This window comes from Agromyces kandeliae, assembly GCF_009674665.1.
Taxonomy (GTDB): domain Bacteria; phylum Actinomycetota; class Actinomycetes; order Actinomycetales; family Microbacteriaceae; genus Agromyces; species Agromyces kandeliae.
Genome location: NZ_WKJD01000006.1, coordinates 130,075 through 145,488, shown reverse-complemented (window position 1 = coordinate 145,488; position 15,414 = coordinate 130,075). Strand labels below are relative to the sequence as shown.

13 protein-coding genes are annotated in these 15,414 nt (G+C 72.9%); 11 read left to right on the top strand and 2 right to left on the bottom strand.

Annotated elements, in window-relative coordinates; all coding sequences use genetic code 11:
- The first annotated feature begins 64 nt into the window (after positions 1 to 64).
- Together GJR97_RS03035 and GJR97_RS03030 are read left to right on the top strand one after the other, a co-directional pair.
- Positions 65 to 1,444: an adenylate/guanylate cyclase domain-containing protein gene (locus GJR97_RS03035; RefSeq protein ID WP_154345045.1), complete on the top strand. Its 1,380-nt coding sequence runs from the start codon at positions 65 to 67 to the stop codon at positions 1,442 to 1,444.
- A gap of 173 nt (positions 1,445 to 1,617) precedes the next feature.
- The gene (locus GJR97_RS03030; RefSeq protein ID WP_154345044.1) at positions 1,618 to 3,129 is read left to right on the top strand and encodes an aspartate ammonia-lyase; all 1,512 of its coding nucleotides are present in this window, start codon (positions 1,618 to 1,620) and stop codon (positions 3,127 to 3,129) included.
- Between the two features lie 101 nt (positions 3,130 to 3,230).
- Here GJR97_RS03030 and GJR97_RS03025 read toward each other — a convergent pair whose 3' ends face one another.
- Together GJR97_RS03025 and GJR97_RS03020 are read right to left on the bottom strand one after the other, a co-directional pair.
- Complete coding sequence (locus GJR97_RS03025; RefSeq protein WP_324613081.1) at positions 3,231 to 4,106, bottom strand: fumarylacetoacetate hydrolase family protein; 876 nt, start codon at positions 4,104 to 4,106, stop codon at positions 3,231 to 3,233.
- A 71-nt stretch (positions 4,107 to 4,177) separates the two neighbouring features.
- Entirely contained in the window at positions 4,178 to 5,743 is a 1,566-nt protein-coding gene (locus GJR97_RS03020) for an AlkA N-terminal domain-containing protein (protein ID WP_324613080.1), read from the bottom strand.
- A 74-nt stretch (positions 5,744 to 5,817) separates the two neighbouring features.
- Between GJR97_RS03020 and GJR97_RS03015 the strand changes: the two genes are divergently transcribed.
- The 9 genes from GJR97_RS03015 to GJR97_RS02975 all read left to right on the top strand — a co-directional run bounded on the left by GJR97_RS03015 (position 5,818) and on the right by GJR97_RS02975 (position 15,385).
- Positions 5,818 to 7,269, top strand: a complete 1,452-nt coding sequence (locus GJR97_RS03015; protein ID WP_154345043.1) for an FAD-binding oxidoreductase — start codon at positions 5,818 to 5,820, stop codon at positions 7,267 to 7,269.
- A 9-nt stretch (positions 7,270 to 7,278) separates the two neighbouring features.
- The gene (locus GJR97_RS03010; RefSeq protein ID WP_324613079.1) at positions 7,279 to 8,454 is read left to right on the top strand and encodes a PrsW family intramembrane metalloprotease; all 1,176 of its coding nucleotides are present in this window, start codon (positions 7,279 to 7,281) and stop codon (positions 8,452 to 8,454) included.
- Between the two features lie 80 nt (positions 8,455 to 8,534).
- Positions 8,535 to 9,557, top strand: a complete 1,023-nt coding sequence (locus tag GJR97_RS03005; protein WP_229275942.1) for an outer membrane protein assembly factor BamB family protein — start codon at positions 8,535 to 8,537, stop codon at positions 9,555 to 9,557.
- A gap of 62 nt (positions 9,558 to 9,619) precedes the next feature.
- Positions 9,620 to 10,933, top strand: a complete 1,314-nt coding sequence (locus GJR97_RS03000; RefSeq protein WP_229275941.1) for a GAF domain-containing protein — start codon at positions 9,620 to 9,622, stop codon at positions 10,931 to 10,933.
- A gap of 153 nt (positions 10,934 to 11,086) precedes the next feature.
- Entirely contained in the window at positions 11,087 to 12,610 is a 1,524-nt protein-coding gene (gene exaC / locus GJR97_RS02995) for an acetaldehyde dehydrogenase ExaC (RefSeq protein WP_154345041.1), read from the top strand.
- Positions 12,611 to 12,623: 13 nt separating this feature from the next.
- Positions 12,624 to 13,043, top strand: a complete 420-nt coding sequence (locus GJR97_RS02990; RefSeq protein WP_154345040.1) for a DUF779 domain-containing protein — start codon at positions 12,624 to 12,626, stop codon at positions 13,041 to 13,043.
- A gap of 244 nt (positions 13,044 to 13,287) precedes the next feature.
- Positions 13,288 to 13,656, top strand: coding sequence for an FKBP-type peptidyl-prolyl cis-trans isomerase (locus tag GJR97_RS02985; RefSeq protein ID WP_154345039.1), 369 nt, complete (start codon positions 13,288 to 13,290; stop codon positions 13,654 to 13,656).
- A 185-nt stretch (positions 13,657 to 13,841) separates the two neighbouring features.
- Positions 13,842 to 14,675 (top strand): DUF4397 domain-containing protein, encoded by an 834-nt coding sequence (locus GJR97_RS02980; protein ID WP_154345038.1) that lies wholly within the window; start codon positions 13,842 to 13,844, stop codon positions 14,673 to 14,675.
- A 5-nt stretch (positions 14,676 to 14,680) separates the two neighbouring features.
- Positions 14,681 to 15,385, top strand: a complete 705-nt coding sequence (locus GJR97_RS02975) for a class F sortase (RefSeq protein WP_154345037.1) — start codon at positions 14,681 to 14,683, stop codon at positions 15,383 to 15,385.
- Positions 15,386 to 15,414: the final 29 nt, after the last annotated feature.

Genomic DNA, 15,414 nt, shown 5'->3' with positions numbered 1-15,414 from the left:
CCTCGCCCGCGATCGGGCCTGCAGTGCGCCCCGCCCGGCGCTACCCTGACCGTGGGGGGACGGCATGGATGCGGAGCGCGGCGCTCGGATCTCGACGTGGGGGTCGGGTGCGCCGGAGCCCCGGTACGCCGAGGCCGAGGACGGCTCCGTCGCCTACCAGGTGTTCGGCGGCGGCCCGCGCGACCTCATGCTGATCGGCAATTGGGCGAGCAACATCGAGGTCATGTGGGAGCACCCCTCGATGGTGCGCTACCTCGAGCGGCTCGCCCGGTTCTCGCGTGTCATCTGCTTCGACAAGCGCGGCGCCGGCCTGTCGGATCCCGTCGCCATGGGCGCGCTGCCGACGCTGGAGCACTGGATGGACGACGCCCGGGTCGTCCTCGACGCGGTCGACTCGCGCTCGGCCACCCTGCTGGGCGACGCGGAGGGCGGACCGATGGCCATGATGCTCGCGGCCAGCCACCCGCAGCGCACGGACGCGCTCGTGCTCGTGAACACGTTCGCGCGGCTGCTCCGAGCGCCGGACTACCCGATCGGCATTCCCGAGCCGACGGCCGAGCTCCTCCTCGGCGAATGGCGCCGGAACTGGGGCACGGGAGGCGTCCTGCAGCTCACGGCGCCCGACGTCGCCGACGACGCGCAGCTGCAGCGCTGGGTCGGGCGGTACATGCGCCTGTCGGCCTCGCCGGCCGCGGCCACTCGGATGTACGAGTGGGTGCTCCAGCTCGACGTGCGGTCGGTGCTGCCGAGCATCCAGGTCCCGACGCTCGTGCTGCACAAGGCGCAGAACCGCCACTACCGCATCCCGATGGGCCGCTACATCGCCGAGCACATCCCGGGCGCGCGCCTCGTCGAGCTGCCCGGCGCGGCGTGGTACCCGCCGTTCGTCGAGGCCGAGCAGCTCCTCGACGAGGTCGAGGAGTTCGTGACCGGCGATCGCGCCGTGCCCGTCGACGACCGCGTGCTCGCGACCGTGCTCTTCACCGACATCGTCGGGTCGACCGATCTCGCCGCGCGCCTCGGCGACCAGCGCTGGCTCGACCTCAAGCTCGCGCACGACGACATCGTGGGTTCGCGGATCGCGCGCTACCGGGGCACGCACGTCTCGTCGACCGGCGACGGGTTCCTCGCGCTCTTCGACGGCCCGGCCCGCGCGGTCCGCTGCGCGTCGGAGATCGCATCGGCCGTGCGTTCGCTCGGCATCGAGGTCCGCGCCGGACTCCACAGCGGCGAGGTGGAGTTCCAGGGCGACCAGGTCGCGGGGATCGCGGTGCACCTCGCGGCCAGGGTGATGGCGATGGCGGGCGCGGGCATCGTGCTCGTCTCCGGGACGGTCAAGGACCTCGTGGTGGGCTCGGGCATCGCGTTCGAGGACCGCGGCGTGCACGAGCTGCGCGGCGTGCCGGGGGAGTGGCGGCTGTTCGAGGTCGCGGGGACGGGATGATCGGCGCCGCACGGGACGGGCGCGCCGGACGCAGGAATCGGACGTCGTGTACAGCCGACGCGCACGGAACGTACACGCTGCAGCACGAATCGCTGCAGGCCCGCGAGTAGGCTCGGGAACGTACCGAGCGCGGCGATCCCGCGCGTCCCCGAGGCGATGGAGCCGAAGTGTCGATGACCCGACCGCATCCCAACACCGTCGAGAGCGTCCGATCGAACGACGAGGTGATCCCCACGAACACGACAGAGACGCGGACCGAGACCGACTCGCTCGGATCGGTCGAGGTCCCAGCAGACGCCTACTGGGGCGTGCACACGATGCGCGCGCTCCAGAACTTCCCGATCTCCAAGCGGCCGATCTCCGTCTACCCCGAGCTCGTCGTGGCGCTCGCGCAGGTGAAGCAGGCCGCGTGCCGGGCGAACAAGGAGCTCGGAGCGCTCGACCCGCGCAAGCAGGCGTGGATCGACGAGGCCTGCCAGCGCATCATCGACGGCGAGTTCCACGACCAGTTCGTGGTGGGCGTCATCCAGGGCGGCGCGGGCACCTCGACGAACATGAACGCGAACGAGGTCATCGCGAACGTCGCGCTCGAGATCGCGGGCTACCCGCGCGCCCGCTACGACCTCATCCACCCGATCGACGACGTCAACCGCAGCCAGTCGACGAACGACACCTACCCGACCGCGCTGAAGCTCGCGATGACCGCGTCGCTGACGACGATGCTCACCGAGCTCGACCTGCTCCGCATCTCGTTCGGCCGCAAGGGCCGCGAGTTCCACGAGGTGCTGAAGGTCGGCCGCACGCAGCTCCAGGACGCGGTGCCGATGACCCTCGGCCAGGAGTTCCACGGCTTCGCCACCACGCTCGGCGAGGACATCGCCCGCCTCCGCGAGACGATCAAGCTGCTCTCCGAGGTGAACCTCGGCGGCACCGCCGTCGGCACGGGCATCACTGCAGACCCGGGCTACGCGGCCGCGGTCGTGCGTCACCTCAGCGAGATCACCGGGCAGCGGCTCGAGACGGCGCCCGACCTCGTCGAGGCGACGAGCGACACCGGCGTCTTCATGACGTTCTCGAGCGCGCTGAAGCGCAGCGCGATCAAGCTGTCGAAGATCTGCAACGACCTCCGGCTGCTCTCGTCGGGCCCGCAGGCGGGCCTCGGCGAGATCCACCTCCCGCCGAAGCAGGCGGGCTCGAGCATCATGCCGGGCAAGGTGAACCCGGTGATCCCAGAGGCGGTCAGCCAGGTGGCCTATGCCGTCGCGGGCGCGGACGTCACGGTCATGATGGCCGCCGAGAACGGCCAGCTGCAGCTCAACGCGTTCGAGCCGGTCATCGCGCACTCGCTCCTGCAGTCGATCACCTGGATGCGCCAGGCGTGCTGGACCCTCCGCGTGAACTGCGTCGACGGGATCACCCCGAACACCGAGCACCTCGAGGCGCAGGTCGCCTCGAGCGTCGGCGTGATCACCGCGCTCATCCCGTTCATCGGCTACGCCGAGGCGGCGAAGCTCGCCAAGGCCGCGCTCACCACGGGCCGGCCGGTCGCCGACCTCGTCGTCGAGGCGGGCCTCATGACGCGCGAGGACGTGACCCGCCAGCTGATGCCGTCGCGCCTCTCGGGCGTGCACCCGATCACGCAGGCGATCAACGTGGTCGAGCTGAAGGGCGAGCCGAGCGACTGAGCTCGGCGCACCCGGGCGATTCCGAGGGCGACGGAGGCCGCGCGGCATCCGTCGCCCTCATCGTCGTGCCGAGCCCGGAACGCGAGCCGATGCGCCTCGCGTCAGATGACGCGGCAGTGCGTGGTGAGCGAGCCGATGCCCTCGATGGTGACGGTCACGGTGGAGCCGTCGTGGAGGAAGACCTGCGGGTTGCGGGAGTACCCGGCGCCGCCGGGGCTCCCGGTCGAGATGAGCGTGCCGGCGGGGACGGTCGCCGTCTTCGACAGGTAGGAGATGATCTCCGCCACGCTCCGGACCATCTCGTTCGTCGAGGCGTCCTGGAGGATGTGGCCGTCGAGGTTGGTGGTGAGCCAGAGGTCCTGAGGATCGGGGATCTCGTCGGCGGTCACGACGACCGGGCCGGTCGGGGTGAAGCCGTCGAAGGACTTGCAGCGCGACCACTGCGCCTCGCTGAACTGGATGTCGCGCGCCGTGATGTCGTTCACGACCGTGTAGCCCCAGACGTGATCGAGGGCGTCCTGCGGCGAGACGTCGCGCGCCGGCGTGCCGATGATGACGCCGAGCTCGGCCTCGTAGTCGACCTGTGTGGCGACGTCGCCCGCCCAGGTGGTCGTCGCGCCGTGCGCGCCCAGGGAGTTCGGCCACAGCGAGAAGATCGTCATCGCCGACTCGGAGCGGAGCTTGAGCTCCGAGGCGTGAGCCGCGTAGTTCGCGCCGATCGCGAGCACCTGCGACGGCCGGAGGACGGCCGAGTCGTGCCGGAGTTCGGAGACCGGTGCGGTCGGGGCGCCCGACGCGACCGCGGCGTCGACCGCGGCGCGCACGTCGGCGAGCGCCTCGGGGCCCTGCTCGATGAGTTCCTGCAGGTCGCGCGGGGCCTCCGGCATCACCTCGTCGAGGAACATCGCCCGTTCGTCGTCGACCACCGCGAGTCGTGGGGTCGTCTGGCCTTCGACTCGGAGGTGCGCGAACTTCACTCACCTAGGCTATCGGCCGGCTTCGCCCGACCGCTGTGCAGAACGTACAACGAAGTGGGCTGCATGCTCCGTCACGTCGACAATGCGGATGCCGCGATGCGCCAGAGGTGCATCGACGCGTAGCTCCGCCAGGGCGCCCAGGCGGCGCCGCGCGCGGCGAGCTCCTTCGCGTCGGAGGGCAGGCCGAGTCGCGCCGCCCCGTTCCGGAGCGCGAGGTCGGAGACCAGCAGTTCGTCGGGCTCCCGCGTCACGCGCATGGCGAGGTAGCCGGCCGTCCACGGGCCGATTCCCGGCACCGCGAGCAGCTCGGCGCGCAGCTCGCCGCGTTCCCGCTCGGGCGCGACGACGAGGTCGCCGGAGGCGAGCCGGCCGCACACGTCGAGGATCGTGCGGATCCGGGCGGCCGGGCCCCGCAGCACGTCGGCGCCGTGCTCGGCGATCGCCTCCGCCGTGGGGAAGAGCGTGTGCGCGCGCCCCGCGAACCGGACGGGCTCGCCGAGGTCGGCGGCGAGCCGGGTCAGCGCCGTGCGCGCCGCGGGGACCGAGACCTGCTGGCCGACCAGCGCGCGCACGACGAGCTCGTGCGGGTCGAGGCAGCCCGGCATGCGGATTCCGGGCGACGCGGCGATCGCCGGCGCCAGCACCGGGTCGGCGGCGAGCGCGGCATCGATCGCCTCCGCGTCGGCGTCGAGATCGAAGAGGCGGCGGACCCGGGCGACGAGCGGGGCGAGGTCGGCGAGGCTCGCGAGGTGCGCCTCCACGTCGAGGGCGGGCGCGTCGTCGACGGCGGCCAGCCGCACGAGGGCCGGGCCGGTCGGCAGGGCGAGGGTGCGCTCGTAGCGGTCGCCCGCGGCGACCTCGACGCCGGCGAGCGCCCGGGTCGCGAGCCACGCGAAGACGCCGGCGGAGTCGAACGGCGCGCGTGCGGGGAGGCGGAGCCGGACGAGGCCGGCGTCGCCGGGTCCGGGCGCCGCGCCGTCGGCCTCGCGGTCCGCTCCGATCGCCGTCGGCGCCGACGCGGCCGACGCCCGGCTCCCTCGTCGCGCACGCGCCGAGGCACGCAGCTCGAGCGGGCTGCGCTCGTAGACCGCGCGCACCGTGTCGTTGAACTGGCGGATGCTGCCGAATCCGGAGGCGAACGCGACGTCGGACACGCGCATGGTGGTCGAGGTGAGCAGCGCGCGCGCGGTCTGCGCGCGATGGGCCCTGGCCAGGGCGAGCGGCCCGGCGCCGAGCTCGGCGGTGAGGACTCGCGTGAGGTGGCGGGGCGTGTAGCCGAGCCGCCCCGCGAGGCCGGGCACGCCCTCCCGTTCGACGACGCCGTCGGCGATGAGCCGCATGGCCCGGGCGGCGAGGTCGTCGTCGAGGTCCCACTCGGGCGAACCGGGGACGGCGTCGGGGAGGCACCGCTTGCAGGCCCGGAGGCCGGCCTCGTGCGCGGCGGCGGCGGTCCGGTAGAAGGTCACGTTGCGCGGCTTCGGCGGGGCAGCCGGGCAGCTCGGCCGGCAGTAGATGCCGGTCGAGTGCACGCCCGTGATGAACTGGCCGTCGAAGCGCGCGTCGCGCGCGAGCATCGCGCGGTACCGCTCGGCGAACGCCGGGTCGGCGAGGGGATCGGCGGTGTCGGTCGTGGTCACCTCTCCAGCGTCGCATCCGCCCGCGTGGCTGCATAGCGGAAATCGGACATGGCTGCATCGCTAGGCTGGTTCGCATGCCCAGTGATGCCCCGCTGTCCACCGCCGAATCCGCAGGCCCGGCGAGCGCGGAGGTGCGCTCGCGCCTCGCCGACGCCTTCGGCGATCGCGTCGCCTTCGATGGGCCCGTCCTGGAGGCGGCGCGCGAGGACCGCTCCGGATGGCGCAGCGACGCGCCGCCGGTGGCACTCGTGCACGCGGCATCCGTCGGGGACGTGCAGGAGCTCATGCGGATCGCCGGCGCCACCGGCACGCCGGTGGTTCCGCGCGGCGCCGGGACCGGCCTCGCCGGGGGCGCGATCTCGAGCCGCGGATCGATCGTGCTCGACCTCTCGCGCATGGACCGGATCCTCGAGATCGACGACGTCGACGAGCTCGCCGTCGTCGAGCCCGGCGTGCTGAACGGCGACCTCGACCACGCCGCCCGTGAGCGCGGGCTCTGGTACGCGCCCGACCCCGCGAGCCGTGCCATCTCGTCGATCGGCGGCAACATCGCCACGAATGCCGGCGGACTGCTGTGCGCGAAGTACGGCGTCACGCGCGAGAGCGTGCTCGGCCTCGCGGTGGTCCTCGCCGACGGCTCGCTGCTGCGTACCGGCCACCGCACGGTCAAGGGCGTCACCGGCTACGACCTCACGGCGCTCATGACGGGGTCGGAGGGCACGCTCGGCGTGATCGTCGAGGCGACGCTCCGGCTCCGCCCCGTGGTGCACGGCCCGATCCAGACCGTCGCCGCGGCCTTCCCGGACGTCGAGTCGGCGGGCGTCGCGGTCGGCGGCGTCGCCGCGGCGCGCGTGCGCCCGGCGATCCTCGAGCTCATCGACCCCGTCGGGCTCGAGCGCGTCGCCGAGCACCTCGGCGCCGACGCGCTCGCGGGCACGCCGCTCGCCGACTTCGCCCCGGGCGAGACGTTCCTCCTCGCCCAGTGCGACGCCGGGGACGCCGCGGCCGAGGCGGACACGATCGCGCGCGTGTTCCGCGAGGCCGGCGGTCGGGTCGAGCGGTCGACGGATGCCGCGACGGGCGAGCGCCTGCTCGACATCCGCCGCGCGATGCACCCCGCGCTCGCGTCGCGCGGCAACGTGCTCATCGAGGACGTCGCGGTGCCGCGCTCGCGGCTGCCGGAGATGTTCCGCGAGATCGCACGGATCGGGGCACGCTACGGCGTGGAGATCCCGACCCTCGCGCATGCGGGGGACGGCAACCTGCACCCGAACTTCGTGTTCGAGGGCGACGAGGTGCCCGAGCACATCTGGACGGCCGCCGATGAGCTGTTCCGCGCCGCGGTGCGGCTCGGCGGCACGCTGACCGGCGAGCACGGCGTCGGCGTGCTGAAGCGGCGATGGCTCGCCGAGGAGCTGGGCGACGCGTCCGTCGACCTGCAGCGACGGATCAAGGCCGTGTTCGACCCGGCCGGCATCCTGAACCCGGGCGTGATGTTCGCGCCCGGCGGCGGCGGCGATCGCTAGGCTTCCGGCGTGAGCCTGACGCCGCCCGCCGATCCGCACGGGCAGACCGACCCCGCAGGACCGCCCTCGGGCGACCCGGCATTCGCGAACCCCGCTCCCAGGCGACCGGGCGCGGGCGCCGCCATCGTCGTCCTCATCGCCATCGCGGGGCTCGTCGCGATCCTCGTCGCCGGCTACCTCGCCGTCTCGCTCGGCGCGTCGGTCGTCGTCGTCGGCACGCTCGTCGCCCTCGTGCCGCTCGCGATCGTGCTGTTCGCGGTCCGGTGGATCGACCGGTGGGAGCCCGAGCCGCGCTGGGCCCTGTGGCTCGCGTTCCTCTGGGGTGCGGCCGTGTCGGTCGCGATCGCCCTCGTCGTCGACCTCGGCGTGCAGCTCTTCGCCGCCTTCACCTCGCCCGACGGCGCGACGACCGACGAGGCGCTGCAGGCCGTCGTGCAGGCGCCGGTCGTCGAGGAACTGGCCAAGGGTGCGGGCGTGCTCCTGATCTTCCTGCTCGCGCGGTCGCACTTCGACGGCCCGGTCGACGGCCTCGTCTACGGCGCGACGGTCGCCGCGGGCTTCGCCTTCACCGAGAACGTCCTCTACTTCGGCGTCGCGCTCATCGAGGGCGGTGCCGCGGAGCTCGGCACCACGTTCATCATCCGCGGGCTGTTCTCCCCGTTCGCCCACGTCCTGTTCACGGCGTGCACGGGCGTCGCGATCGGATTCGCCGCACGACGCGGTCGCGGGGCCGGTGTCATCACCTGGTTCGTGATCGGGCTGCTCGGCGCCATCCTGCTGCACGCGTTCTGGAACGGCTCCCTCGCGTTCGCCGACGCCTTCGCGCTCTACTTCACCGTGCAGGTGCCGATCTTCATCGCCGCGATCGTCGTGACCGTCCTGCTGCGCCGGGAGGAGCAGCGCGTGACCCGGGTCCGGCTGTCCGAGTACGCCGCGGCCGGCTGGTTCAGCCAGGACGAGGTCGACGGGCTCTCGACCTGGCCCGGCCGACGGGCCGCGCTCGCGTGGGCCCGGGCGCAGCATCCGCCGCGCACCCCGCAGGTCCAGCGATTCATCGCGGATGCCACGCGGCTGGCCTTCACCCGGAACGTCATCGCGACCGGCCGCGCCGACGTGCGCCGGCACGAGGACGAGCGGGTGCTCCTCGAGGCCGTGGTGCGGGATCGGGCGGCGATCTCGGGCTGACGCAGCGCCCGTTGACCGCCCGCCGCAGTGGGAGTACGGTGCGTTCATCGGGCCCGAACGCCTCGACACGGGGGTCTCCCATGATGTCCGCACGCGCGCTGTCCGCCATCGTCGGAGCGGTCCTCGTCCTCACCGGCGCCGGCGCCGCGCCCGCCGCGGCCGCGACCGTCTCGACCGGCTCGATCACCTGGATCGCCGACCTGTCGACGGTGGTCGGCGAGCCGGTCGCGGTGACCTCGACGACCGCCGAGAAGGACGTGGTCGTCGCCGGGACCTCGACCGGCGCGCTCGTCGCCGCCGATGCGGGCACCGGGCTCACCCGCTGGGTCACGGATGCCGCGGGGGCCTCGGGCACGCCCTCGGCCGTCGCCGGCGTGGCGGCCGGCAAGGGCGGCCTGTTCGCCGCGATGCAGGGCGGCGCAGCGATCGCGCTCGACCCCGTCGTCGGATCCGTGCGGTGGGTCACGTTCGTCGACCAGGTCGTCGGCGGCGGCCTCGGGCTGACCTCGGTCGCCGCGGACAAGGACGGGGTCGTCGTCGGCACGACGACCGGGCAGGTCGTCTCGATCGATGCGGCCACCGGCCTGGTCCGGTGGGTGACCTACGTCGATGCCGTGATCGGCGCACCCGTCGCCGTGACCGGGGTCGCGCTCGGCAAGGGCGGACTGTTCGCGAGCACCGACGACGGACACCTCGTGGCGCTGGATCCGGCGGTCGGCCTCGTGCACTGGGTGACCGACGTCGCCGGGGTCGTCGGGTCGGACCAGGCGCTGACCGCCGTCGCGGCCGACAAGGACGGGCTCGCCGCCGGGACCTCCGCGGGACTCGTCGTCTCGCTCGATCCCGGGACGGGGCTCGTGCGCTGGATCACCGATGCCTCCGTCGCGCTCGGTACCCCGCTCGCCGTGACGAGCGCCGCCATCGACAAGGAGGGGCTGTTCGCCACGACCTCGACGGGCGAGCTCGTCGCGTTGGATCCGGCGGTCGGCCTCGTGCGCTGGGTCGACGTCATCGGCGCGGGCGAGCCCATGTCCGGCGCGTCGGCGGTGAAGGAACGGGTGTACGCCGGCACGGCCGGCGGGCTCCTGTACGCCATCGACTGACCGGAACCCCGCAGGGCGGGTCCGGGTGCCGTGCCCGACGACTATGATGGCCCCGTTCCGGATTGACGGCGATCGGAGGCGGCGTGCCCGTGCCGCAGCAGGATCCGCGAGGGAGCGGTGACCGCTTCCTGCGCGACCGACTGGTGCGCGCCCAGGACGACGCGCTGACGACCGGAGTGGTGCCGCTCAGCCTGCGCCCGGTGGTCCGCGAGTCGTGGGAACGTGCCATCCGCGGTGCCATCGACCCCGAACGGGCGCTCCCGCGCATCGAACTCGACGAGGACGAGTTCCGCGTCTACCGCGCCTCCCATGCGCTCGCGCCCGTGATGCCGGTCATCCGCCGACTGCTCGTCGACGGCACGGAGGACGCCGGGCTGGTCGTCGCCGTGGGCGACGCACAGGGGCGCCTGCTCTTCGTCGAGGGCGATCCGCACCTGCGTCGTCGCGCCGAGGACATGCTCTTCGTCGCCGGGGCCGACTGGTCGGAGTCGACCATCGGCACGAGCGCGCCCGGCACCGCCCTGCAGCTCGATCGAGCCGTGCAGATCCGCGGCGCGGAGCACTACAACCGCATCGTGCACCCGTGGAGCTGCACGGCCGCGCCGGTGCACGACCCGGTGACGGGCGCCCTGCTGGGCGTCATCGACATCACGGGAACCGACCTCGCCGTCGCACCGCACGCCATGTCGCTCGTGTCCGCGACCGTCGCGGCGGTCGAGGCCGAACTGCGCATCGCGAACCTCGAGACCACGGTGCGCAGCACCATCCGCCGGTCCCGCATGCGATCGCTCCCCGTCGAGCGCACGTCGCTCGCGGTGCTCGGCGAGCGACGGCCCCGGCTCGGCGCCCACGAGCTCGGCCCGAGGCACGCCGAGATCCTCACCCTGCTCGCATGGCATCCGCGCGGCCTCGGCGCCGAGAGACTGGCAGCGCTCGTCTACGAGGGCGACCCGTCCCCGGTCACGCTGCGCGCCGAGATGACGCGCCTCCGCCGCGTGCTCGAGGCGGCGGGCGAGCCGCCGCTGGAGTCGCGCCCGTACCGCCTCGGCCGCGAGCTCGACGTCGATGCCGCGCGCGTCTCGCGGCTCGTCGGGCAGGGGTCGCTGCGCCGGGCGCTCGAGCAGTATCCCGGGCCGATCCTGCCGGCGTCGACGGCGCCGGGAATCGTCGAGCTCCGCGACGAGCTCGCGAGCCGGCTGCGCGAGTCGATGCTCGCCGACGCCGCGCCCGAGGTCCTGCTGGCCTTCGCCGAACGCGACGAGCACCGCTACGACGCCGGGATCTGGCGCGCGCTGCTCGAGGTGCTGCCCGCCCGCTCGCCGAGGAGGGCGTCGGTCGTCGCGCACCTCGAGCGGATCGACGCGGCGCTGCGCTGAGCCGCGAGCCCGCGGCATCCGCCGGCGCGCGGCATCCGCCCCTGCACTGCAACGCGGCTGCAACCCTCGGGCAACCGGGACGCAACGCCTGAGCTCGTACCGTGACGATCGCCCCACTCCGAGGGCATGACGACGACGTCACGAGGAGACACGATGACCGTGTACGCCGCGCCCGGCACCGCCGGCGCACTGATCCAGTTCAAGCCGCGCTACGAGCACTTCATCGGCGGGGAGTGGGTGAAGCCAGCGGGGGGCGCCTACTTCGACGACATCTCGCCCGTGAACGGCAGGCCCTTCGCCGAGGTCGCCCGCGGCACCGCGGCCGACATCGAGGCCGCACTCGATGCGGCCCACAAGGCCGCGCCCGCGTGGGGTCGCACGAGCACCGCGCACCGCGCCGCCATCCTGAACGCGATCGCCGACCGCATCGACGCGAACCTCGAGCTCCTCGCGGTCGCCGAGACGTGGGACAACGGCAAGTCGATCCGCGAGCCGCTGAACGCCGACCTGCCGCTCGCGAGCGACCACTTCCGCTACTTCGCGAGCCTCATCCGGGCGCAGGAGGGGAGCTTCACGCAGCTCGACGAGGACAATGTCGCCTACCACTTCGACGAGCCGCTCGGCGTGGTCGGCCAGATCATCCCGTGGAACTTCCCGCTGCTCATGGCCGTGTGGAAGCTCGCCCCAGCGCTCGCCGCGGGCAACGCGGTCGTGCTGAAGCCCGCCGAGCAGACGCCCGTCTCGATCCTGGTGCTCGTCGAGCTCATCGCCGACCTGCTGCCGGCCGGTGTGCTGAACGTCGTCAACGGCTTCGGCGTCGAGGCGGGCAAGCCGCTGGCATCGTCGAACCGGATCCGCAAGATCGCGTTCACGGGGGAGACGACGACGGGCCGCCTCATCCTGCAGTACGCGTCGGCGAACATCATCCCCTCGACCGTCGAGCTCGGCGGCAAGAGCCCGAACATCGTGTTCGAGTCGGTCGCGGACCGCCGCGACGCGTTCTACGAGAAGGCGCTCGAGGGCTTCAGCCTGTTCGCGTTCAACCAGGGCGAGGTCTGCACGTGCCCGAGCCGGTCGCTCATCCAGAAGTCGATCTACGACACGTTCCTCGACGACGCGATCGAGCGGACGAAGCTCGCCCGGCAGGGCAACCCCCTCGACACCGAGACGCAGGTCGGCGCGCAGGCGTCGAACGACCAGCTCGAGAAGATCCTGAGCTACATCGACATCGGCAAGAAGGAGGGCGCGAAGCTGCTGCTCGGCGGTGAGCGCGTCGACCTCGGCGGCGACCTCAGCGAGGGCTACTACGTCGCCCCGACGATCTTCGAGGGGGAGAACCGGATGCGGCTCTTCCAGGAGGAGATCTTCGGCCCGGTGGTCGCGGTCACGAGCTTCCAGGACTACGACGACGCGATCCGGATCGCGAACGACACGCTCTACGGCCTCGGCGCCGGCGTCTGGAGCCGCAACGGCAACGAGGCGTACCGGGCCGGTCGCGACATCCAGGCGGGCCGCGTGTGGGTGAACAACTACCACGCCTACCCCGCGGGCGCGGCGTTCGGCGGCTACAAGTCCTCCGGCATCGGCCGCGAGAACAACAAGGAGGCGCTCGCGCACTACCAGCAGACGAAGAACCTCCTCGTCAGCTACAGCGAGAACCCGCTCGGGTACTTCTGATCGGGAGCCGGCCATGACGATCGAGACGACGGATGTCGCGGCGCTCGCCGCACGCGTGGTCGCATCGGTCACGGTGGAGGGCGACGTCTCGCCGCGGGTGGAGCTCACGCCCGCGGCGGGCGTCCTGCTCGCGACGCTGTGGGCGAAGCACGGACCGCTGATGTTCCACCAGTCCGGCGGATGCTGCGACGGCAGCGCGCCGATGTGCTACCCGGCCGGCGACTTCGCCACGAGCGCGGCCGACGTGCTCCTCGGGGAGCTCGACCTCGGCTCGGGGAGGGTCGTGCCGTTCTGGATGTCGGCCGAGCAGTTCCGGTACTGGCGCCACACGCACCTCACGGTCGACGTCGTGCCTGGCCGGGGGAGCGGGTTCTCGCTCGAAGCGCCCGAGGGCGTCCGATTCCTCATCCGCTCGCGGCTCATGGAGGAGTGAGCCGCAGCACAGCTCCACGCCGTGGGGCGGCGATTCCGCCGCCTGCCCCTTCCTCGTCGCGGTGGTCCCGATGGCCTCCGTACACGAAGAAACTCGTCGCCCCGCGGTGTGGCCTCAGCCGACAGCGCTCCGGGGCGACGAGCTCTTAGGGCTACAGACTGCAACGTGTTCGCCGTTGGCGCAAGAGCGTGGTGGACGGGCGTCCGCGATTGAGTCGGCACGCGGCATCCGTTTGGATGGACCCATGACTGATACGAACAGCAAGCCCGAGGTCGAGGCTCCCGAGGGTCCGGCTCCCGTCGAGCTCGTCATCGAGGACGTCGTCGTCGGCGACGGCCCCGAGGCCGCTCCCGGCTCGACGGTCGACGTCCACTACCTCGGCGTCGAGTACGACTCGGGCGAGGAGTTCGACTCGTCGTGGAGCCGCGGCCAGTCGATCAACTTCCCGCTGCAGGCGCTCATCGCCGGCTGGCAGGAGGGCATCCCCGGCATGAAGGTCGGCGGCCGACGCAAGCTCACCGTCCCGCCGCAGAAGGCCTACGGCACCGCGGGCGGTCACCCGCTCTCGGGCAAGACGCTGATCTTCGTGATCGACCTGCTCGGCGTCAGCTGACCGAGTCTCCTCGAACGGCCGGAGGCCGGCGCACCGAGCTCGGGCGCCGGCCTTCGTCATGCCGGCCGGACGCCGATCTCGGAGATCTTTGCATGCATGTGCATCCGATCGCGCGGTTGATCCGGAAGGAAGTGGTGTCAGGCAAGATCCGCCCCGCGAACCGCGGGAACGACCGGGAGGACACCATGAAGAAGATCATCGCCGCCGGAATCGGCGCCGGAGCGCTCGTCGCGCTCGGCGGACTCGCGCCGGCCAACGCCGCCGAGGACGCGGCCATGCTCTCCGTGCTGCACGGGGTCCCCGGCCTCACCGTCGACGTGTACGTGAACGACGAGCTGACGCTCGACGACTTCGAGCCCGGCGACCTCGCCGGCCCGCTCGAGCTGGCCGCGGGCACGTACTCGGTGGCGATCACCGCCGCCGACGCAGCGGACTCCTCGGAGCCCGTGATCGGGCCCGTCGACCTGCCGCTCGAGGCGGGCGGGAACTACACGGCCGTCGCGAACCTCGACGCCGAGGGCAACCCGACCGCGAACCTGTTCACGAACGACGTCTCCGAGATCGCCGCCGGAGAGGGCCGCCTGACGGTGCGCCACGTCGCCGCGGCACCCGCCGTCGACGTCCTCGCCGGCGGCGAGGCCGTGATCACGGACCTCGCGAACCCCGACGAGGCATCGCTCGACCTGCCCGCGGGCACCGTCGAGGCCTCGGTCGCCGCCGCGGGCACGACCGACCCGGTGCTCGGGCCGGCACCCGTCGACGTGGCGGAGGGCACGCTGACGATCGCCTACGCCTGGGGGAGCCTCGAGGACGACACGCTCGCACTCGCGGTGCAGACGGTGACGGGCATGCACTCGAGCCCCGACGGGGTCCCGGCGGGGGCTGCCGGACTCGTCGCGACGAACGCACCTGAGCGCGTGTTCGGGCTCTGGGCGGCCGCGGGCGTCGCGGCGCTCTCGGTGATCGCGATCGCCGCCGGTGCGGTCCGCAAGGCCGCGTCGGCGAAGGCCGAGCGCTGATCACCATGCGGGGGAAGACGGTCGCGGCCGGGGTGTTCGGGTCCCCGGTCGCGGCCGTCGCCGTGCTGGCCGTCCTCGTCGGGTGCGCGATCGCGCCGGGCGGGGGCGACGCGCCCGACCCCGCCCCGTCGCCGTCGGCGGCGACGCCCGAGCCGACCGCGTCCGACGCGATTGGGGCACGGCCGGCCGCGGCGGCGCCGGCATCCGCGGTTCCCGAGATCCCGCGTCGCTCCGCCTCGCTCGAGGCGAATCGTGCGCCCGCGCCCCCGGCCCCGGTCCGGATCGAGGTCCCCGACCTCGGCATCGACATGTCGATCGAGCCGGTCGGCCTCGGAACCGACGGGTCGATGGGACTGTTCGACGATCCGGCGCTCGCCGCATGGTACCGGTGGGGGCCGGCGCCCGGCTCGGACGCGGGGTCGACCGTCATCGCGGCCCACGTCGACTCGCTCGAGTACGACGTGCTGCCGTTCGCGAGGCTGCGGGATGCGGCATCGGGCACCGCGGTGTTCGTGACGGATGCCGCGGGCACGCGCCACGCGTACGCCGTCGAGTCGCTCCAGGTCACGGAGAAGGCCGCTGTCGACTGGGATGCCGCGTTCGATCGTTCCGGGCCGCCGCGGTTGACGCTCGTCACGTGCGGCGGCGCGTTCGACTACGAGGCGCGGCGGTACCTCAGCAACCTCGTCGTGACCGCAGTTCCGACGTGACGCGTGGATGCCGAGGAGATGGGAGGGGG